Source organism: Stenotrophomonas sp. CFBP8980 (genome assembly GCF_034046095.1).
Lineage (GTDB): Bacteria > Pseudomonadota > Gammaproteobacteria > Xanthomonadales > Xanthomonadaceae > Stenotrophomonas > Stenotrophomonas lacuserhaii.
Genome location: NZ_JAXCXF010000003.1, coordinates 284,015 through 303,051, shown reverse-complemented (window position 1 = coordinate 303,051; position 19,037 = coordinate 284,015). Strand labels below are relative to the sequence as shown.

Sequence of the window (19,037 nt, the reverse complement as noted above, 5' to 3'; positions counted from 1 at the left end):
GTGGCGCGGCACGTTGTTCATACAGCTTCCTCGAGGATGATGTCGGCGATGCGCTCTGCGGCATCGACCTTGGCCAGCGCACGTGCGGCTTTCGCCATCTGCATGCGGCGGGCGGGATTTTCGGATAGTTCACGCAACAGTGACGTGATGCCGGTGACCAGCGCGTCGCCCTGCTTCAACAGCACGGCGGCATCGCGCTCGACCAGATACTCGGCATTGCGGGTCTGGTGGTCGTCGACGGCGGCCGGGAACGGCACCAGTACACTGCCCACGCCGACCGCGCACAGCTCGGCCAGGGTAGACGCACCGGAACGGCACACCACCACGTCCGCCCACGCAAAGGCGTCGGCCATGTCGGCGATGAAGGGCGTGATCTCCGCCTCGACGCCGGCCTTGGCGTAGGCCTCCACGGCCTCGCCATGCATCTTCTCGCCGCTCTGGTGGCGCACCGTCACCGGGTAGGCCGCGCCCAGCGCGGCGATGGCCTGTGGCACGCCGGTGTTGAGCGCGCGCGCGCCCTGGCTGCCGCCCACCACCAGCACGCGGAGGGGACCGCTGCGGCCGGCGAAGCGCTGTTCAGGCGGCGCGATGGCTGCGATCTCGGCACGGACCGGGTTGCCGACGGCCTCTTCGCGCGCGGCGAAGCTGCCGGGGAAACCGGTCAGCACGCGCTGCGCGAAGCGCGACAGGAAGCGGTTGGTCATGCCCGGTGCACGGTTCTGTTCGTGCACCAGCAGCGGCAGGCCGTGCAGGCGCGCGGCCAAGCCACCGGGGCCGGAGGCATAACCGCCGAATGCAATGACCGCACGCGGATGGCGGTCACGCAGGATGAAGCCGGCCTGGCGGATCGCGCGCAGCAGTCGCCACGGCGCGCCCAGCAGCGCCAGCTTGCCCTTGCCGCGCAGGCCGGCGATGTCCAGCGTGTCGATCGGCACGTCATGCTGCGGCACCAGACGCGTTTCCATCTGCCCGACCGCACCCAGCCAGGTCACCGGGACGCCACGCGCACGCAGCACGCGGGCCACGGCCAGGCCGGGGAAGATATGCCCGCCGGTGCCACCGGCCAGGATCATCACAGGACGGTCGGCAGGAGCGCGCGCACTCATGACAACCTCCCGAAGGTCGGTTCGATGCGGGTCTGCAGGCGGCTGGTGCCACGCGGGGCGGTTGCCCGCGCCGGTGCATCCGGGCTCGTTTCCTGGCTGCTGGCGACGTTGGCCACGCGTCCCGGAACGACCGCGGGCGCGGCGCCGCCCGGTGCGCGCACCACCTCTTCGCTTGCATCGTCGCCACCGCCCATGCGCACCGCATGGCGGCGCTCGGCGCGGTCCAGTTCATAGGAAACGCGCAGCAGCAGGCCCATCGCCACGCAGGTCATCAGCACGCTGGAGCCGCCGGACGAAATCAACGGCAGCGTCAGGCCCTTGGTCGGCAGGATGCCCAGGTTGACACCGATCGAGACGAAGCTCTGCATGCTGATCCACAGCCCGATGCCGAAGGCGATGTAGCCGGAGAAGTGGCGCTTCATTTCCACGCAGCGCATGCCCAGCCACATCGTGCGCCCCACCAGCAGCGCATACAGCGCCACGATCAGGCAGGTGCCGATGAAGCCCAGCTCTTCGGCGGTCACCGAGAAGATGAAATCGGTATGCGCTTCGGGCAGGTAGTACAGCTTCTGCACCGAGTTGCCCAGGCCGACACCGGTCCACTCGCCGCGGCCCACGGCCATCAGCGCGTTGGACAGCTGGTAGCCGTCGCCCTGCTGGTCAGCCCACGGATCCAGGAAGGAGGTGATGCGGCGCATGCGGTAGGGTTCGAAGATCGCCAGCGCGGTCATGCCGATCATGCCGAAGATGATCGGCATGGACATGCGCGGCATGTTGACCCCGCCCAGCACCAGCATGCCGGCGGTGATCGCCAGCAGCAGGGTGGACGAACCGAAGTCGGGCTGCAGCAGCATCAGCACCACCAGCGCGCCGGCCACGCCGAGGGGCTTGAGCATCGCCGGCCAGGTGGCGTTGACCTCGTCGCGGAAGCGCACCAGGTAGCTGGACAGCCACACGATGTACAGCACCTTGACCGCTTCGACGGTCTGGAATTTGGAGACGCCCAGGTTGATCCAGCGCCGGGCGCCGTTGACGCTGCTGCCGAGGCCGGGGATGAACACCACGATCAGCAACGCGAAGCAGCCCAGCAGCAGCAGCTGGTTGTACTGCTCGATGGTTTTCAGTTCGGTACGCATGGCCAGCCCGGCCAGCACGATGCCCACGGCCAGGAAGATCAGGTGGCGGTTGAGGTAGTAGAACGGGCTGCTCATCAGCGCGATCGAACTGGACGCGACCATCACCACGCCCAGCCCGGTCAGCGCGATGATCGCGCCGAGCAGCCACTTGTCGAAGTGGCCTCCGATGGCTTCAAGGCGTGTTGCCTGGCGCGACAGGTCATTCATCAGCGCACCTTCAACGTGGCCAGGCCAACCAGCACCAGCACCACCGAGATGATCCAGAAGCGCACGATCACGCGCGGCTCCGGCCAGCCCTTCAGTTCGAAGTGGTGGTGGATGGGGGCCATGCGGAACACCCGCTTGCCGGTCAGTTTGAACGAGGCGACCTGGATCATCACCGACAGCGTTTCAACCACGAACACGCCGCCCATGATCACCAGCACCAGTTCCTGGCGCACGATCACTGCGATGGTGCCCAGCACCGCGCCCAGCGCCAGTGCGCCGATGTCACCCATGAACACCATGGCCGGATAGGTGTTGAACCACAGGAAGCCGAGGCCGGCGCCGGCGATCGCCGCGCAGATGATCACCAGCTCGCCCGCGCCCGGGATCTGCGGGATCTGCAGGTAGTTGGAGAACACCACGTTGCCCGATGCATAGGCGAACACGCCCAGCGCGCAGGCCACCAGCACGGTGGGCATGATCGCCAGGCCGTCCAGGCCGTCGGTCAGGTTGACCGCGTTGGAGAACCCGACGATCCAGAAGTAGGCGATGGCCACGAAGCTGATGCCGGCCAGCGGCAGCGCCACCGATTTGAACATCGGGATGTAGAAGGTCAGCGCGGACGGCACGTCGGCGGTGAAGTACAGGAACAGGCCGGCGGCCAGGCCGAAGATCGACTGCAGCAGGTACTTGTAGCGCGACTTCAGGCCGTTGGGGTCGCGGCGCACGATCTTGATCCAGTCGTCGTACCAGCCGATGGCGCCGAAGCAGATCATCACCGCCAGCACCAGCCACACGTAGCGGTTGCTCAGGTCGGCCCAGGCAAGCACCGCCAGGGTGACGGTCAGCAGGATCAGCGAGCCGCCCATGGTCGGCGTGCCGGCCTTGGCGAAGTGGGTCTGCGGGCCATCGGTGCGGATCGGCTGGCCACCCTTGAACTGGGCCAGCCGGCGGATCACCGCAGGACCCATCCACAGCGACAGGAACAGCGCCGTCAACGCCGCCAGGATGGCGCGGAACGTCTGGTAGTTGAACAGCCCGAACGAGCTCTCCAGCTGCTGCAACCATCGAGCCAGTTCATACAACATGGGGGGCTTCCTCTCCTTGCGCGAGCAGCGCTTTCACGATCTTGTCCATGGCGCTGCCACGGGATCCCTTGACCAGGCAGCGCACGCCGGCCCGGAGGTCGTCCTGCAGCGCGCGCGCCAGTGCGTCATGGGTTTCGAAATGCCGACCACCGTCGCCGAATGCAGCCGACGCGGCAGCGCTGAGCGGCCCCAGCGTATACAGGCGCTTGATGCCGCCCTGGCGCGCGCGCTGGCCGGCCTGCGCATGCAGTGCCACCGCCTCCGGGCCGAGTTCGCGCATGTCACCCAGCACCAGCCAGGCGTCCTGGCCGCTGCTGGCCAGCGCATCGATCGCCGCCGCCAACGAACCGGGATTGGCGTTGTAACTGTCATCCACCAGCACCGCGCCGTTGGGCAGGCGGTGGGCGATCTGCCGTCCCGGCACCGGTTCGGTCACCGCCAGCGCGGCCACGATCTGCGGCAGCGGAATGCCCGCCGCCAGTGCCAATGCGGTTGCGGCCAGTGCATTGCCGATGTTGTGGCGACCCGGCAGCGGCAGCGTTACCTCCGCCTTGCCTGCCGGCGTGTGCAGCAGGAAGTGGCTGCCCGCGGCGTCGAAGCGAATTGCCGAGGCGGACACGTCCGCGCTGTGGTCCAGGCCGAAACGCAGCACACCGCAACGCGGTGGGGTACCGATGAAATGCTGCTCGAACCAGGGCGCGAAGGCGTCGTCGGCGTTGATCACCGCCACGCCATCGGCCGGCAACGCAGCGTAGATCGCACCCTTGGTGCTGGCCACGCCCTGCAGGCTGCCCATGCGTTCCAGGTGCGCGGCGGCGATGTTGTTCACCAGCGACCAGCGCGGACGCACGATGTCGGTCAGGTAGGCGATGTCCCCGGGCTTGCCGGCGCCCATTTCATAGACCGCGAAGTCGGCATCTTCCGGCGCTGCGATCACCGCCAGCGGCAGGCCGATCTCGTTGTTGAAGTTGCCCGGGTTGGCATGCACGACCTTGTGTTCGACCTGTGCATGCTGGCGCAGGATATCCAGCAGCAGCGTCTTGACGCTGGTCTTGCCGTTGCTGCCGGTGATGGCGAACACGCCGGTACTGCGGTCGCGCTGCATGCCAGCGGCGATGCGGGCCAGGGCCAGCTCGCTGTCGGCTACCAGCACCTGTGGCAGGTTCAGCGGCAGCAGGCGTTCAACCAGCAGCGCGCTGGCGCCGCGGGCCTGCGCATCGGTGCCGAAATCGTGCCCGTCGAAGCGCTCCCCGCGCAGCGCCACGTACAGGCTGCCGGGGCTCATCTGGCGGGTGTCGTTGCTGATGGCATCGATGGCGACGTCGTCGCCATGGATCTCGCCGCCGGCCCAGTGCGCGATCAGCGAAAGCAGGGTGCGCCTCATGCCACCCCCTCCCCGTGCGCACGTGACGCCAGCGCGGCGGCGGCCACGTCGGTGTCATCGAAGGCATGGCGGACGCCGTTGATTTCCTGGTAGGGCTCATGGCCCTTGCCGGCGACCAGCACGATATCGCCGTGGCCTGCCGCGGCTACCGCAGCGCCGATGGCGCGTGCGCGGTCACGCTGCACCACCACGGAAGACGCGTCAGCGAAGCCTGCGAGGATGTCGGCCACGATGCGGTCACCGTCTTCGCCGCGCGGGTTGTCGTCGGTCACGGTGACCCGGTCGGCCAGGCGTTCGGCGATCGCGGCCATCTGCGGGCGCTTGCCTGCATCACGCTCGCCACCACAGCCGAACACGCAGGCCAGCTGGCCGGCGACGTGGCCGCGCAGGCTGGACAATGCCTGTTCCAGCGCATCCGGGGTATGTGCGTAATCGATGACCACGGTGGGCTCGCCCGCCGCGCCGCCAAGGCGGTTCATCCGCCCATGGATCGGCTGCAGCTGGCCCAGCACGCCCGCGATGGTGGCCAGCGGATGGCCCAGCGCATGCAGGGTGCCGGCCACGGCCAACAGGTTGTCCACGTTGAAGCGACCGAGCAGCGGCGAGCGTACGTCAGCGCTGTGTTCGTCGATCTGCAGGGCGAAGGCCAGCCCCTGCCCGTCCAGTACGATGTCGCGCGCACGCACCGCAGCGCCAGCCGCATCGCGTGAACTCACGCCGATCGCCTGCTGGCCGGCCGGCAGGCGCGCGTGCAGTTCGCGGCCGAAGCCATCGTCGAGGTTGACCACCGAGGCACGCAGGCCAGGGCGGTGGAACAACCGCTCCTTCGCTGCGCCGTAGGTGTCCATGTCGCCGTGGTAATCCAGATGGTCGCGGGTGAGGTTGGTGAACACCGCCACGTCATAGTGCACGGCGTCCACGCGGCCTTGGTCGAGCGCGTGCGAACTGACTTCCATCGCTACCGCCTGTGCGCCGGCATCACGCAGCTCGGCCAGCAGGGCGTGCATCTGCAGCACCAGCGGGGTGGTGAAGCCGGTCGGCTGCACATCGCCGAACAGCCCGGCGCCGAGGGTGCCGATGCTGCCGCTGCGGGTGCCCAGCAGGTGCCAGGCCTGGGCCAGCAGCTGCACGGTGGAGGTCTTTCCGTTGGTGCCGGTCACCCCGACCATGCGCATCGCGCGCGATGGCGCGCCGTGGAACTGGTCGGCCATCGCGCCCATGCGCGCGCGCAGCCCGGGCACGGCGATGGCGTCAGCCGGTGCGGGCAGCTCCTGCGGCGCTGGTGGTTCGAACAGGATCGCCGACGCACCCGCGCCACGCGCCTGCTCGACGAAGCCGAGGCCATGCGCGCCAAAGCCGGCGATCGCCACGAAGGCATCGCCTGCACAGACTGCGCGGCTGTCCATCACCAGGCCGGTGATGGTCACGTCGCGGCCTGCCAGGGCCACATCGGGAAGCAGGCTTGAAAGCAGCATGGAACGGCTCATTGCGTGCCTCCCGTCGGTGCGGGGGAAGGCGCGGGGGCCTGCGCGGCCGTCGGCAACGCGGCGTCGAATTCAGCGGCGGCATCGGCGGGCAGCACGGCATCGGCCGGTGGCGTCGGCAGCACCGAAGCAGAATGCCCGGTCTTGCCCGACTGCTGCGCCGTCAGCCAGGACTGGATGTCGTCCGGCGGCACGTCCATCAGGCGCAGCGCACCGTCCATCACGTTGTGGAACACCGGCGCCGAGACCAGCCCGCCGTAGTATTTGCCGGCCTGCGGATCGTTGATGACGATCACCGTGGCGAAGCGCGGGTTGCTGGCCGGCACCACGCCGGCGAACAGCGCGTTGTAATGGCCGCGTTCGTAGCCGCCGGGGCCGGCCTTGCGTGCGGTGCCGGTCTTGCCGGCCACGTGGTAGCCGAGTACCGCAGCCTGCTTGGCGCCGCCCTGGGTGACCACGGTTTCCATCATCGCCACCACTTCCTTGGCGACTTCCGCATCGACCACCTGGCGCGCCTCGTTGTGCTGGCCCTTGACGAAGGTCGGCGGAATCAGCCGGCCGCCGTTGCCCAGCGCCGAATACGCAGTGGCGATCTGCAGCGGGGTCACCGACAGGCCGTAACCGTAGGACATGGTGGTCTTGGACGAGCCGCTCCAGCGCGCCGGGCGCGGCAGCACACCACCGGATTCACCGGGGAAGCCACTCCCGGGGCGGCTGCCGTAGCCGAAGTTGTGCACCGAATCGTAGAACACCTGGTCGGTCATCTTGGCCACGACCTTGGCCGCGCCGACGTTCGAGCTGCGGGTGATCACGCCGGTGACGTTGAGCACGCCGTTGTTACGCGGCACGTCGCGGATGGTGTAACGCCCCAGCGACATGTAGCCGGGGTTGGTGTCGATGATCGTGTCCTTGGTGACCACGCCGGCCTGCAGCGCCGAGGCGATGGTCAGCGGCTTCATCGTCGAGCCCGGCTCGACCAGGTCGGTCACCGCGCGGTTGCGGCGCGTGTCCGGCACCGCGCCATCCAGAGAATTGGGGTTGTAGGTCGGCAGGTTGACCATCGCCAGTACTTCGCCGGTGGCCACGTCCATGATCACGATCGAGCCGCCCGCTGCCTTGTTGGCGATCAGCGCGTTGCGCAGTTCGCGGTAGGCCAGGAACTGGATCCGCCGGTCGATGCTGAGCGTGAGGTCCTTGCCCGGCGTGGCGGCGCGCAACAGATCGCTTTCCACCGTTTCGCCCTTGCGGTTGCGGATCACCCGCTTGGCACCGGCTTCGCCGCGCAGCCATTCGTCGAAGGCCAGCTCCAGCCCTTCCTGGCCGCGGTCATCGATGTTGGTGAAGCCGAGCACGTGCGCCATCGCCTCACCCTGCGGGTAGAAGCGGCGGAACTCGCGCTGTGCGGCAACACCGGGGATCTTCAGCGCGACCACTTTCTCCGCATCGTCCGGGTTGATGCGGCGACGCAGGTACATGAATTCTTTGTCCGCCTTCTGGCTCAGGCGGCTGCTCAGGTCGTCCACCGAAAGGCCCAGCGCAGTGGCCAGCTCCGGAATGCGGTCCGGCGTGCGCAGCAGTTCCTGCGGGTTGACCCAGATCGAAGCGACCGGCGTGGAGACCGCCACCGGCTCGCCGTTGCGGTCGGTGATCATCCCGCGCGAGGTCTTGATCGGCAGTTCGCGCAGGTAGCGTGCCTCGCCCTGGCGCTGGTAGAAATCGCTGTTGATCAACTGCACGTAGGCGGCACGACCCACCAGCGACACCGAGCACAGGCCCAGCGCCAGCGCGACCCAACGCAGCCGCTGGCGCAGGTTGAAGGCATTGCGGGGACGGTTGCGACCGGTCTTGTTCATGGGCGGACCACCACCACGTCGGCGGCTTCCGGGAACTTCATGCCGAGTTTTTCACGCGCCACCTGGTCGACCCGGTTGGCCTCGGCCAGGGTCGCCTGTTCCAGCTGCAGCCGGCCGAATTCGATGTTCAACTCATCGCGCACGCGCTCGGCACGGGCCAGCTCGATGAAGGTCTGGCGATGGCGATGGCGCACGAACACCACCCCGATCGCCGAAGCGACCGTGCAGGCCAGCAGCACGATCAGGATCAACCGGCTCATCCGGCGACCTCGCGCTTCTGCGCCACGCGCAGCACCGCACTGCGGGCGCGCGGGTTGCCGGACAGTTCGTCGTCATTGGCCTTGATGGCCCCGCCGATGAGGTCCAGCGTAGGCACGAAGACCTGCTGCTCGGGCAGGCGACGATTGCTCGGAGGCGCTTTGGCCAACCGGTTCATGTATTGCTTGACGATGCGGTCTTCCAGCGAATGGAAGCTGATCACGGCCAGCCGGCCACCCGGCTTGAGCCGTTGCACGGCCGCATCCAGGCCGGCCTCGAGATCGGCCAGCTCGCGGTTGATATGGATGCGGATGGCCTGGAAGCTGCGGGTGGCAGGATGAATCTTGTCCTTGCCGCGCGGCATCACCGAGGCGATCGCCTCGGCCAGTTCGGCGGTGCGGGTGAAAGGCTGCTTCTGCCGGCGGGCGACCAGCGCGCGGGCGATGCGGCGGCTCTGGCGCTCTTCGCCATAGGTCCACAGCACGTCGGCGATCTCGGTGTCGTCCGCGCGTGCCAGCCATTGCGCCGCACTCTCACCGCTGTCCGGATCCATCCGCATGTCCAGCGGGCCGTCCTTGCCGAAGCTGAAACCGCGCTCGGCGACATCCAGCTGCGGCGACGAAACGCCCAGATCGAACAGCACCCCATCCAGGCCGGCGGCCGTCTGGTCCCACTGCAGCAGCTGGGCGAAGCTGCCACGGAAAATCGACACGCGCGGGTCCGGCGCGAAGTCGCGCTCGGCCACGGCGATCGCATCAGGATCCTTGTCCATCACCAACAGGCGGCCGCCCTCGCCGAGCTGCTCCAGCACGCCACGGGCATGACCGCCACGTCCAAACGTGCCGTCCAGGTAGGTTCCGTCTTCGATCACCCTCAGGCCTTCAAGGACCTGGGTGTACAGCACCGGCAGATGACCCGCCGGCGACTGCGACACCGGGAGGTGACCGGTCTGCGCTGTTCCGCGCACCCGGGCACCCCGGCTCACAATTTCAGATCGAGAAGCCCATCGCCCAGATCCTCGTCAGACAACGTCTGCTGGATCAATGCGCGGTGTGCCTGCTCGCTCCACAGTTCAAATTTGTCACCCATGCCCAGCAATACCGCCTTTTTTTCGATACCCACCGCGCCGCGGTGGCTGGCGGGGATGCTGATGCGGCCATTGCCGTCCAGCTCCAGATGTGCGGCCGAACCGACCAGTTTCTGCTGCAGCAGGCGTACCACCCGCTGGGTGTTCGGCTTGGCCATGACGTCGTCACGGACGCGCTCCCACTCCGATTCGGCATACAGCCAGAGGCAGCCGGATTCGAACGGGTTGTAGGTCAGGACCAGGCGGTTGTTGCTCACGCGCGCGACGAGGTCGCGATGAACGGTTGGAACCGCCATGCGCCCTTTATCGTCAACTGTGATGGCCGTCTCGCCCTGAAACACGACGCGTGCACCTTTCCTTCAGCGTGATGAAACATTGAACCACGAAAAACCACAAAAGACCCGGTTTTCCCTCTGTTGCCCACCTTATCAGCGGTCAAAGGGTTGTCAACAACTTTTGGACAAGAAAATCACCTGTCTCATCAATAGCTTGCAGCGATCTTTAGAGACTTGTTCAAGGCTTATCCACAAGTGGCTGTTTCGTCTCAAATTTTCAGATTTCGCCGAAGTTCATGGGTGTGCAGAGGGTGTGAAGTCGCTCCCGCGCATTCATTGAGCGTCCCGATTCCGTAGCAGGCGACTGCGCAAAACAGCACAATGCGAGGCATGTGCCTGCTTGCCCTGTCCTGGCTGCACCACCCGCGCTGGCGGCTGGTGATGATCGGTAACCGCGATGAGTTCCACGCGCGTCCAACCGCCGCGCTGTCCCGCTGGGCCGACGCGCCGCAGGTGATGGGCGGGCGCGACCTTCGCTCAGGCGGCGGGTGGGCAGGCGTCGGTACGGGCGCGCGGATGGCGGTGGTCACCAACGTCCGCGATCCGCTGGCGTCGCAGGCCGGGCCATCGCGCGGCGCGCTGGTAGCCGATTACCTGCGCGGCAGCGCAGCGGCAGCCGTGCACGCCGATCGGCTGTCGCGCGTTGCCGCAACGTACGCCCCGTTCAACCTGCTGCTGGCAGACGCGCAGTCCGTGCAGTTCCTCGGCAACCATCCGCCCGGACAACAGCAGCTGGCAGCCGGCATCCACGGCCTGTCCAATGGCGCGCTGGACGCGCCTTGGCCGAAGACGCGACGACTGATGGATGCGCTTGGGGCGTGGACCAATAGCGACACCTCGTCACTGGAGCCCTTGTGGACGGCCTTGGCCGATGAGCACCGGCCTGCCGATGCTGAGCTGCCGGACACCGGGATCGGACTGGAACGGGAACGCTGGCTCAGCCCGGCCTTCATCCGTGGCGACGACTACGGCACCCGCTCCAGCACCCTCATCCTGATCGACCACGATGGGCGGGGTGCCATCCACGAACGACGGTTCGGCCCGCAGGGCGTGGCCCTGGGCCAGGATCAGCTCGGTTTCCAATAACGCACGGGGCCCAAAGCCCCCTTTGGCAAAGGGGGCGCGGCGAATGCGATGGAAGGTGGCGGAGCCGGCCGATAAGCCGGGTTCTGTCGTGGACAGTCATTCCTCTAGGCGTTACGTCACCGCAACGCTCAAGCAACCTACCCGGACCCGACGCGGGCCGCGCCATGAGGTCCCTATTTGGTCTTGCTCCAGGTGGGGTTTGCCGTACCGGTCTGTTGCCAGACTCGCGGTGCGCTCTTACCGCACCATTTCACCCTTGCCACGCGCCCGAAGGCCGTTCGGCGGTATCTTTCTGTTGCACTTTCCGTCGGCTTGCGCCGCCCAGGCGTTACCTGGCACCTTGCCCTATGGAGCCCGGACTTTCCTCGGCATCCCGAAGGATGACGCGACTGTCTGGCCGACTCCGCCGCGTGCATTCTCCCACATCCGCCCATTTCCGGGGGCGCGATGATCAGCTGCCGTACAGCGCCTTGCGCGGGGCACCGGTCAGCTCGGCCGCCAGCTTGGCCGCGGTGGACGGCGGCAGGTGCTCGCTGAGGGTGGCGTACACGCGACGGCCTTGGGCCAGCTGTGCCTGCTCGTCATCGGCGGCGCCCTGCACCATCACCACGAACTCGCCCTTGCGCTGGTTCTCGTCGGCATCCACCTGCTGCTGCAGGCTGTGCAGGTCACCGTCGAGCACCGTTTCGAACAGCTTGGTCAGCTCACGCGCCAGCACCGCCGGCCGCTCGCCGCCGAAGACCGCGGCCATGTCGGCCAGCGACTCGGTGATGCGGTGCGAGGATTCGTAGAACACCATCGTGCGCAGTTCCCCGGCCAGGCCCTGCAGCCGATCGCGACGTCCGCTGGCCTTGGCCGGCAGGAAGCCTTCGAAGGTGAAGCGATCACTGGGCAGGCCGGCCACGCTGAGTGCGGCAATGGCCGCGCACGCACCGGGCACCGGGCTGACCCGGATCCCGGCCTGGCGCGCCGCGCGCACCAGCCGGAAGCCCGGATCGCTGACCAGCGGGGTCCCGGCATCGCTGACCAGCGCCAGTGACTCGCCGGCCTGCAGGCGGGCCACGATGCGCTGCGCCAGCACCTCTTCGTTGTGGTCGTGCAGGGCCACCAGCGGTTGGGAGATGCCGAAATGGGACAGCAGCTGGCCGGTGCGCCGGGTGTCTTCGGCACAGATCGCCGCCACCGTGCGCAGCACCTCCTGCCCGCGTGGGCTCAGGTCGGCGAGGTTGCCGATCGGGGTGGCAACGACATACAGCGTGGCAACGGTCATTTCAGCGGCACTCCAAGGTCAAGGGTAGAATCCTAGCGTGTACCCGGCCAACGCCGCTGCCCCTCCTGCATGGACCCGATCATGAACAAGCCTGTCGTCCGGATCTCCGCCCTGTCGTTGTCGCTGCTGTTGCTGGCCGGCTGCGCCACCACCAGCCTGACCAGTGCACCGGAGTCACCGGCCCAGAGCCAGGCCCTGCTGCTGATTGAACAAGGCCGTCCACGCGATGCCGCCATGCAGCTGGAAAGCCTGGCCGGCACCCTGCGTGGCGCCGCACGCAGCAACGCGCTGGCCGACGCTGCCTTTGCCTGGCACGAAGCCGGCGATGCGACGCGCGCGCGCAGCCTGATGTCCCAGCTGCAGCCGCGGCAGCTGTCCGCCGCCAGCCGCCAGCGCTACCTGCTGACCACCGCCGAACTGGCACTTGCCGACAAGCAACCCACGCAGGCGCTGGCCGCGCTGTCCGAACCGTCCACCGAGCTGCTGCCGGCGCTGGCATCGCGCTGGCAGCTGGCCCGCGCCGCTGCGCTGCAGGCCACCGGCGACAACTTCGGTGCCGCCCAGGAGCGTGCCCGTGCGCATGTCGGGTTGGCAGGCAAACCCCGTACGGACAACCAGGCGGCCATCGTCGGCCTGCTCGGTACGCTGGACGACGCCACGCTGCAGTCGCGCGCGGCGGCTCTGCCGGCCAATGATCCGCTGTACAACTTCGCCGGCCGCGCCTTGATCGCGCGCGGCATGTCGCTGCCGCGTCCGTTCGACCGCGACGCGGCCAGCGCCCAGTTCGACACCAGCAAGCGTCCGCCGGCGATGAGCGACGGCTACCGGCCGCCGGTGAAACTGGCCGTGCTGCTGCCATTGAGCGGCCGCCTCGCCACGGCCGCACAGCCGGTGCGCGATGGCCTGCTGACCGGTTACTACGGTGAAACCCGGCGCAAGCCGGAGATTGATTTCATCGACACCGCCGGGACCCCGGCCGGCGCCCTGTCGGCCTACGACCGGGCCGTGGCCAGCGGCGTGGATTTCATCGTCGGCCCCTTGGGCCGCGACGAAGTGGATGCCGTCTACGGCCGCGCCCAGTTGCCGGTACCGGTGCTGGCGCTGAACCGCGGCAAGGATGCGCCGCCGGCCGGCAGCGCGGGCTTCTCGCTGGCGCCGGAAGACGATGGGGTGATGGCCGCCGAATACCTGCGTGGCCGCGAACGCGCCAAGGTGATCGTGCTGCACAGCAGTGATGACACCGGCCGCCGCACCGCAGCCGCGTTCGCCGAACGCTTCACCCAGCGCGGCGGCCAGGTGCTGGCCACCATCGGGGTGGCCGACCCCGTGGGGGACATCAGCGCGCGCCTGCGCGCAGCCGGGCAGGCCGATGGCGTGCTGCTGGCGGTGCGTGCCCCGCAGGCCCGCCAGCTGGCGCCGCAGCTTGCCCTCGCCGGCGTCGGCGGCGGCACCCGCGTGGGTACCTCGCAGCTGACCGTGGGCAGCGGCAAGCCGGAAGAAGACGTGGCGCTGGACGGCATCATCTATCCGAACGAAGCCTGGAACGTGCGCGGCGTGGCCGGCCTGCCCAGCGCCGGTACCGCCGGCCAGATGCTGCCCAGCGCACGCGGTGCGGCCGGCCGGCTGTTCGCCTTTGGTTTCGATGCCTGGAAGATCAGCGCGTACATGGAATCGCTGGCCGCCCAGGGCGGGCTGTCCGGCGCCACCGGCACCTTGTACCTGGACGGCGGTGGCAACATCCTGCGCGTGCCGGCGTGGTCGACCTTCAGCGGCGGCCGGCCGATGCCGATCGCCAATGCCAACTGACAGGGCCCGGCGAGGGGCGGCGGTCGAAGCGGCCGCCGAGCGCCTGCTGTGCGCGGCCGGCCTGCAGGTACTGGATCGCAACGTGAACTTCCGCGGCGGCGAGCTGGACCGCGTGATGAACGATGGCGGCACGGTGGTGTTCGTCGAAGTGCGCTACCGCGCACGCGCGGACTTCGGCGGTGCCGCCGCCTCGGTGGACAGCCGCAAGCAGCAGCGGTTGGTACTGGCCGCGCAGCTGTACCTGCAGGCGCATCCGGCGCTGTGCGAGCAGCCGTGCCGCTTCGACGTGGTGCAGGCCAGCGGTGACCCGCCGCGCCTGCAGTGGCTGCGCGATGCGTTCCGGCTGGACAGCTGAGCGCACCCCTTCTTTGCTTCTGCTGGAATCACGATGAACACCGAACTGCCCGCCACGCTGGCTGCCGACCTGTCACTGCTGCTCGGCACCGACGGCTGGCGCACCGATGCCACCGCACTGGATGCCAACGCGCAGGACAATTCGTGGCGCCGCCAGCGGCCGCTCGCGGTGGCGTTGCCGTCCACCCGCGAACAGGTACAGGCCATCGTCAGTGCCTGCCGCGCGCATCGCGTGGCGTTGGTCGCGCGCGGCGCAGGCACCGGCACCACCGGGGCCGCGGTCCCCCTGCAGGGCAGCATCGTGTTGTCACTGGCGCGCATGAACCAGATCCTCTCCATCCGTCCGGGCGATCGCTGCGCCGTGGTGGAGCCCGGGGTACTCAACGGCGATCTGCAGCAGGCACTGGCCCCACACGGCCTGTTCTGGGCGCCCGACCCGTCCAGTGCGGACATCTGCAGCATCGGCGGCAACCTGGCCTGCAACGCGGGTGGGCCGCGCGCGGTGAAGTACGGCACCAGCCGCGACAACGTGCTCGGGCTGGTGGCGGTGACCGGCAATGGCGATCTGATCCGCTGCGGTGGCGCCTATACCAAGGATGCCACCGGTTACGACCTGACCCACCTGCTGGTGGGCAGTGAAGGCACGCTGGCGATCATCGTGGAAGCGACCCTGAAGCTGACCCCGGTGGCGGTGGCCCAGGCAGGGCTGCGCGTGCTGTATCGCGATGCCGACGCTGCCGCGCAGGCGGTGTCGCGGGTGATGGGGCAGCCCGTGGTGCCGACGCGGCTGGAGTTCATGGATGCCCGCAGCCTGCAGTTGCTGCGGCTCAACGGCGCCGACGTGCCGGACGCCGGCGCGATGCTGCTGATCGAAGCCGATGGCGACCATGACACCCTGCCCTACCTGCTGCAGGCCTTGGCCAACGCAGCCGAAGGCGAAGGCATGCTGGCCTTGGACGTGGCGATGGAAGGCGCCGCGCGGGAAAAGCTGTGGGCGGCGCGCAAGGCACTTTCACCTGCGCTGCGCAGCATCGCGCCGGGCAAGATCAACGAAGACGTGGTGGTGCCGGTGTCACGCATTCCGGCGCTGGTGAGCGGGGTGCAGGCACTGGCGGCCGAGTTCGATCTGACCATCGTGACCTTCGGGCACGCCGGCAACGGCAACCTGCACGTCAACATCCTGTATCACCCGGACGATGTGGATGAGAATGCGCGCGCGCAGGCCGCGCTGCCGCGGATCTTCGCCTTGACGCTGTCATTGGAGGGCACGCTCTCCGGCGAGCATGGCATCGGCCTGGCCAAGCGTGGATTCATGGCACAGGCCTTTACCCCGGAAACGTTGCTGGCGATGCGCGCGATCAAGTCTGCGCTGGATCCGGATGGGATTCTCAACCCGGGCAAGGTGTTGCCGCCGACCACGTAGTGCTCCCGCGGGAGTCAGTCGCAGGCAGTCGTGGCCGCAGCCTTCCCGCCGGTGCTGAAGGATGCGATGCATCGCCGGTAGAGATGCACGGGGCTACGTACTGGAATGGTCTGGTTGAAGTATGCAGGATCAGGCAGCCAACGCTCGCTACCCGTCATCATTCATACGCCGCAGTAATCGTGATGCTGGCAGCCACCGTGCCGGCCGCCAGAGCGGAACCTTTCGTGTAGAAGTAGCCGGCGCGCATCGGGAAGGTGGCCTTGTCCGCGGCCACTGTCAGCACCTGGGTATCGCCCTTCTTGATGTAGGTGGTTCCAGTTTTCTCTTTCAGCAGCGACAAGGACACCCCTTCGGCAGCGCCGGTGTTCTGCCAGCGATCGCCGTCGTTCTGAGCGGCGGTGCCCTCGAACGTGAGGGTGGCCTTCTTGACGCCCACACAACCCGTCAACGCGAGATCGACTTCGACCAGGCTGTTGTCGCCTTCCTTCAGTGTATTGGCCGGCATGGCCGGGAGCGTCACCGCAGGCACGTTCAGCGAGCAGGTGCCCGCCCGCAGTTGACCGCTGATGGTCAGGGTAGCCGCGCTCGCAGGCGCAGGCAGGACGACACACGCGCCGGCACCTGTCACAACGAGGCAAGAAGCAAGAGTACGGAAATACATGATGACGCAGTCCTTTCAAAGAGGAGTTGAAGAAAAGAAGAATTCAATCCATGGACCCCGTATGCGTACAGGTGGCCTGGATCCATTCCAGCCCGTGTGTATCGGGGGTTTCAGGGAGTTCATAGACAAGCCGGCAGAGAGCCCGGCCGTCGACTCGGGCGGTCAGTACGCCACGTGTCTGCGCGCCGCGCAGCTGGATCACACTGCCTTGACCTACCGCACCCACGGCCCGTCCCTGCTCGTCGTGAATCACGGTCGCGAAGGGCAGCGGGCGGCCCAGCCAGTCGACGGCATCGATGAACAACACGCGATCGCGACGTACATCGAACGTTACTGGCGCGATGCTGCCAGCCGTGGGCGCGACCTGTTGCGAGGTCCGTGCCACAGAGACGTCGAGCGGCAGTCCACTCGGGTCCAGCTCGATACGGTTCCAGCGATAGGGGCTTGCATGCGGAAGCACCGCGTAGCCGTTACGCGCTATGCGGATGTCGCCCCCCAGGCCCACGCGCGCCCCCTCCGCACCGGCGGCATGGGCCAGCACCAGCGTACCGGGGCTCGCTGGGCCCGCGTTGAGCCCCCCCGCGTGGAGCACCAGACTGCCCGCCGCGCCCAGCGAACGCGTCGCGCCCTGTTCCGCATGCCCCGCACTGGCATGGAATCGGCCATGGCTCGACTGCCATGTCCCGCTCAGGTGGCTGGTGTCGCCATGGCTGCCGCGGCTCGCCGATGCACCGTAGCTGAAAGGATTTGAAGCACCGAGGGAGCCGCTGAGGTCAAGGCTCTGACGCGATCCAGTGTCCGCGCGGTCCAGACGCGTGATCAGCCGCGGAGCGTGCATCGCCCGGCCCAGTGGCATGCTCATGCCAATCGCGTAACGCACGTCCTGGCCGCCGTCACCGAAGTCGCTGCGCGTCGCGGACACGTCGATGTTCACGCTGCCCAGTGACTGCTGCAATCCCATCTGATACTGCAGGTGACCTTGGGCATGTCGCCACGAGGTGCTCTGGCTGCCCATGAGGTAGAACTGACTGTGGTCGCCCAGTCGTTGGTTGATGTTCCAATGCAGACGGGAGCGCTCGGCCTTCGTTTCCTTGCCCCCGCTGTAGGGATCAAGGTGATCGGCCAGGCCGGAGAAACCCCGTGCCAATGTCCACGAAGAGGACAGCCCAAGCCGGGTCGCCGTACCGGCAACATAGCGTTGGTAATTCAGGCGAACACTGGAGCCTGAGCGCGCAGCGACACCTGGCGGGCGTGCAGAAGAAGAGGTGAGATCGGAACCGAACGCACCGATGCGCGTGTTCAGGGCAATGCCTGCCGAAGCGGCATGATAGTGCCCTGCCCACTGCGCGCCGGCCAATGCAGTGACCGTATTGGACAGGCCGCGCGCGTAGGTGGCTTCGACGAAACGACGGCCTGTCCGCAGCGGCGTGTCCCGGTAACTTGTCTGCAGACTGTCCAGTTGACCGGCAGCCACGTTCACGCGCGATAGACCCGCCCGCAGCGCCAAGGGCGCGGCGGAAAAACTGACGTCAAACCGTCGCTCACGACCATCCGCTTCCATTACGGTGACCTGCAGGTCGCCGCTGTAAGCTGTCGGGTAGAGGTCGTCAATGATGAAAGGCCCCGGCGCCACGCTCAGCTCCCGGATGACCTGCCCGTTCTGGCGTATCGTGACCAGGGCGCTGCCTTCTGCAGTTCCTCTTACCACGGGCGCGTAGCCACGTTGTGAATCGGGCAGCATCTGCTCGTCCGTCAGCACGCTTGCGCCGATGAACGGGACGGAAGGAAACAGGCTGCTGCTGGTGGCTCCCTGCCCCATTACAAGCCGGGCGTTCCAGTCGGCCAGATCACGCTGCAACGTAGTGGCGTGCGCCTGATGGTCCAGGCGGCCCCGTCGGCGGCTAAGTGAAAAACGGTGGCGCAGCCGCCATGACCCCGCATTGAAGCCAGCGGCGACGCCGAGATAGGCCGCGCTGCTCTGTGCAGCGGCGTAATGGTTGAACGTGTAATCGATGAAACCGGCGGTCAGCCCTTGATCGCGCTGCGCCGGTGCGACATGACCACGGGGGCCGGCGTCCAACGCGGCCTGCGGTACTGAAATCCGCAACTGCAGGGTGGCGGCATCCACCGTGACACGGGCGCCCTCCACCTGCGTCGATAGATCAGCACACCCGCCGGCCTTGTCGAGCGATTCGCGCAGCGCAGGGCGCAATGGCAGACGCTGCAGGATATCCACCGGCAGGCAGGACGCGCGTCCCTGCGGATCGATGTCGATATCGCTCGTATCGTCCAGCACACCGTTGATGCGGATCTCCAGGCGATGGATTCCCGCAGGCAATGAGTCGCCATCCGCATAGGACTGCGCACTGGCTGGGAGATTGCCGACCAGAAATCCCTCATTGAACACATATCGGCTCTCGTCACGTCCTGCAGCGCGCCCGGCGCAAGGGTGCGCCAAGATGATGGCCAAGGGCAGAAGAAGCCGGAGCGTGTTGCGCATGG

Annotated in this window: 16 protein-coding genes and 1 other RNA gene; 4 read left to right on the top strand and 13 right to left on the bottom strand. The window is 67.6% G+C overall.

What is annotated here, in order from left to right; translation table 11 throughout:
• Positions 1 to 17 precede the first annotated feature (17 nt).
• The 9 genes from murG to mraZ are packed head-to-tail and all read right to left on the bottom strand — an operon-like array spanning position 18 to position 9,941.
• A complete protein-coding gene (murG, locus tag SOM47_RS09775) occupies positions 18 to 1,106 on the bottom strand; it encodes an undecaprenyldiphospho-muramoylpentapeptide beta-N-acetylglucosaminyltransferase (protein WP_320505447.1) in 1,089 nt (362 codons plus the stop codon).
• Positions 1,103 to 2,449: a putative lipid II flippase FtsW gene (ftsW, locus tag SOM47_RS09770; protein WP_320505446.1), complete on the bottom strand. Its 1,347-nt coding sequence runs from the start codon at positions 2,447 to 2,449 to the stop codon at positions 1,103 to 1,105. Before ftsW ends, murG begins: the two co-directional genes overlap by 4 nt.
• Positions 2,449 to 3,534: a phospho-N-acetylmuramoyl-pentapeptide-transferase gene (mraY, locus tag SOM47_RS09765; protein ID WP_057507808.1), complete on the bottom strand. Its 1,086-nt coding sequence runs from the start codon at positions 3,532 to 3,534 to the stop codon at positions 2,449 to 2,451. The genes ftsW and mraY overlap by 1 nt, the downstream gene beginning before the upstream one ends.
• Positions 3,524 to 4,918 carry a UDP-N-acetylmuramoyl-tripeptide--D-alanyl-D-alanine ligase gene (locus SOM47_RS09760; RefSeq protein ID WP_042613645.1) on the bottom strand — a complete coding sequence of 465 codons (1,395 nt, stop codon included), beginning with the start codon at positions 4,916 to 4,918 and terminating at the stop codon, positions 3,524 to 3,526. Before SOM47_RS09760 ends, mraY begins: the two co-directional genes overlap by 11 nt.
• Positions 4,915 to 6,405, bottom strand: coding sequence for a UDP-N-acetylmuramoyl-L-alanyl-D-glutamate--2,6-diaminopimelate ligase (locus tag SOM47_RS09755; RefSeq protein ID WP_320505445.1), 1,491 nt, complete (start codon positions 6,403 to 6,405; stop codon positions 4,915 to 4,917). The genes SOM47_RS09760 and SOM47_RS09755 overlap by 4 nt, the downstream gene beginning before the upstream one ends.
• Positions 6,402 to 8,255 carry a peptidoglycan D,D-transpeptidase FtsI family protein gene (locus tag SOM47_RS09750; protein ID WP_192084373.1) on the bottom strand — a complete coding sequence of 618 codons (1,854 nt, stop codon included), beginning with the start codon at positions 8,253 to 8,255 and terminating at the stop codon, positions 6,402 to 6,404. Before SOM47_RS09750 ends, SOM47_RS09755 begins: the two co-directional genes overlap by 4 nt.
• Positions 8,252 to 8,515: a cell division protein FtsL gene (gene ftsL / locus SOM47_RS09745; protein WP_042613642.1), complete on the bottom strand. Its 264-nt coding sequence runs from the start codon at positions 8,513 to 8,515 to the stop codon at positions 8,252 to 8,254. Before ftsL ends, SOM47_RS09750 begins: the two co-directional genes overlap by 4 nt.
• Complete coding sequence (rsmH, locus tag SOM47_RS09740) at positions 8,512 to 9,480, bottom strand: 16S rRNA (cytosine(1402)-N(4))-methyltransferase RsmH (RefSeq protein ID WP_042613670.1); 969 nt, start codon at positions 9,478 to 9,480, stop codon at positions 8,512 to 8,514. Before rsmH ends, ftsL begins: the two co-directional genes overlap by 4 nt.
• Before the next feature lie 14 nt (positions 9,481 to 9,494).
• Complete coding sequence (mraZ, locus tag SOM47_RS09735) at positions 9,495 to 9,941, bottom strand: division/cell wall cluster transcriptional repressor MraZ (protein ID WP_042613641.1); 447 nt, start codon at positions 9,939 to 9,941, stop codon at positions 9,495 to 9,497.
• 324 nt (positions 9,942 to 10,265) lie between these two features.
• Here mraZ and SOM47_RS09730 point away from each other — a divergent pair, with 324 nt between their 5' ends.
• Positions 10,266 to 11,021 (top strand): NRDE family protein, encoded by a 756-nt coding sequence (locus SOM47_RS09730; RefSeq protein ID WP_320505444.1) that lies wholly within the window; start codon positions 10,266 to 10,268, stop codon positions 11,019 to 11,021.
• A 56-nt stretch (positions 11,022 to 11,077) separates the two neighbouring features.
• On the opposite strand, the gene rnpB is transcribed toward SOM47_RS09730, so the two are convergent.
• Together rnpB and rsmI are read right to left on the bottom strand one after the other, a co-directional pair.
• Positions 11,078 to 11,426, bottom strand: an RNA gene (rnpB, locus tag SOM47_RS09725) — RNase P RNA component class A.
• A gap of 46 nt (positions 11,427 to 11,472) precedes the next feature.
• Positions 11,473 to 12,291 (bottom strand): 16S rRNA (cytidine(1402)-2'-O)-methyltransferase, encoded by an 819-nt coding sequence (gene rsmI / locus SOM47_RS09720; protein ID WP_101100342.1) that lies wholly within the window; start codon positions 12,289 to 12,291, stop codon positions 11,473 to 11,475.
• An 81-nt stretch (positions 12,292 to 12,372) separates the two neighbouring features.
• Between rsmI and SOM47_RS09715 the strand changes: the two genes are divergently transcribed.
• The 3 genes from SOM47_RS09715 to SOM47_RS09705 are packed head-to-tail and all read left to right on the top strand — an operon-like array spanning position 12,373 to position 15,874.
• Entirely contained in the window at positions 12,373 to 14,097 is a 1,725-nt protein-coding gene (locus SOM47_RS09715) for a penicillin-binding protein activator (protein WP_192084370.1), read from the top strand.
• Entirely contained in the window at positions 14,087 to 14,452 is a 366-nt protein-coding gene (locus SOM47_RS09710) for a YraN family protein (protein WP_042613637.1), read from the top strand. The genes SOM47_RS09715 and SOM47_RS09710 overlap by 11 nt, the downstream gene beginning before the upstream one ends.
• Positions 14,453 to 14,485: 33 nt before the next feature.
• Positions 14,486 to 15,874, top strand: coding sequence for an FAD-binding oxidoreductase (locus tag SOM47_RS09705; protein WP_042613636.1), 1,389 nt, complete (start codon positions 14,486 to 14,488; stop codon positions 15,872 to 15,874).
• A 157-nt stretch (positions 15,875 to 16,031) separates the two neighbouring features.
• Here SOM47_RS09705 and SOM47_RS09700 read toward each other — a convergent pair whose 3' ends face one another.
• Both SOM47_RS09700 and SOM47_RS09695 read right to left on the bottom strand, forming a co-directional pair.
• The gene (locus SOM47_RS09700) at positions 16,032 to 16,535 is read right to left on the bottom strand and encodes a fimbrial protein (RefSeq protein WP_192084368.1); all 504 of its coding nucleotides are present in this window, start codon (positions 16,533 to 16,535) and stop codon (positions 16,032 to 16,034) included.
• Between the two features lie 43 nt (positions 16,536 to 16,578).
• The gene (locus tag SOM47_RS09695) at positions 16,579 to 19,035 is read right to left on the bottom strand and encodes a fimbria/pilus outer membrane usher protein (RefSeq protein WP_320505443.1); all 2,457 of its coding nucleotides are present in this window, start codon (positions 19,033 to 19,035) and stop codon (positions 16,579 to 16,581) included.
• Between the last annotated feature and the right edge of the window lie 2 nt (positions 19,036 to 19,037).

Excerpts from the sequence above, each read along its gene's own strand:
- murG (WP_320505447.1), bottom strand. The coding sequence starts at position 1,106 with ATGAGTGCGCGCGCTCCTGCCGACCGTCCTGTGATGATCCTGGCCGGT.
- ftsW (WP_320505446.1), bottom strand. The coding sequence starts at position 2,449 with ATGAATGACCTGTCGCGCCAGGCAACACGCCTTGAAGCCATCGGAGGC.
- mraY (WP_057507808.1), bottom strand. The coding sequence starts at position 3,534 with ATGTTGTATGAACTGGCTCGATGGTTGCAGCAGCTGGAGAGCTCGTTC.
- SOM47_RS09760 (WP_042613645.1), bottom strand. The coding sequence starts at position 4,918 with ATGAGGCGCACCCTGCTTTCGCTGATCGCGCACTGGGCCGGCGGCGAG.
- SOM47_RS09755 (WP_320505445.1), bottom strand. The coding sequence starts at position 6,405 with ATGAGCCGTTCCATGCTGCTTTCAAGCCTGCTTCCCGATGTGGCCCTG.
- SOM47_RS09750 (WP_192084373.1), bottom strand. The coding sequence starts at position 8,255 with ATGAACAAGACCGGTCGCAACCGTCCCCGCAATGCCTTCAACCTGCGC.
- ftsL (WP_042613642.1), bottom strand. The coding sequence starts at position 8,515 with ATGAGCCGGTTGATCCTGATCGTGCTGCTGGCCTGCACGGTCGCTTCG.
- SOM47_RS09730 (WP_320505444.1), top strand. The coding sequence starts at position 10,266 with ATGTGCCTGCTTGCCCTGTCCTGGCTGCACCACCCGCGCTGGCGGCTG.
- rsmI (WP_101100342.1), bottom strand. The coding sequence starts at position 12,291 with ATGACCGTTGCCACGCTGTATGTCGTTGCCACCCCGATCGGCAACCTC.
- SOM47_RS09715 (WP_192084370.1), top strand. The coding sequence starts at position 12,373 with ATGAACAAGCCTGTCGTCCGGATCTCCGCCCTGTCGTTGTCGCTGCTG.
- SOM47_RS09710 (WP_042613637.1), top strand. The coding sequence starts at position 14,087 with ATGCCAACTGACAGGGCCCGGCGAGGGGCGGCGGTCGAAGCGGCCGCC.
- SOM47_RS09705 (WP_042613636.1), top strand. The coding sequence starts at position 14,486 with ATGAACACCGAACTGCCCGCCACGCTGGCTGCCGACCTGTCACTGCTG.
- SOM47_RS09700 (WP_192084368.1), bottom strand. The coding sequence starts at position 16,535 with ATGTATTTCCGTACTCTTGCTTCTTGCCTCGTTGTGACAGGTGCCGGC.
- SOM47_RS09695 (WP_320505443.1), bottom strand. The coding sequence starts at position 19,035 with ATGCGCAACACGCTCCGGCTTCTTCTGCCCTTGGCCATCATCTTGGCG.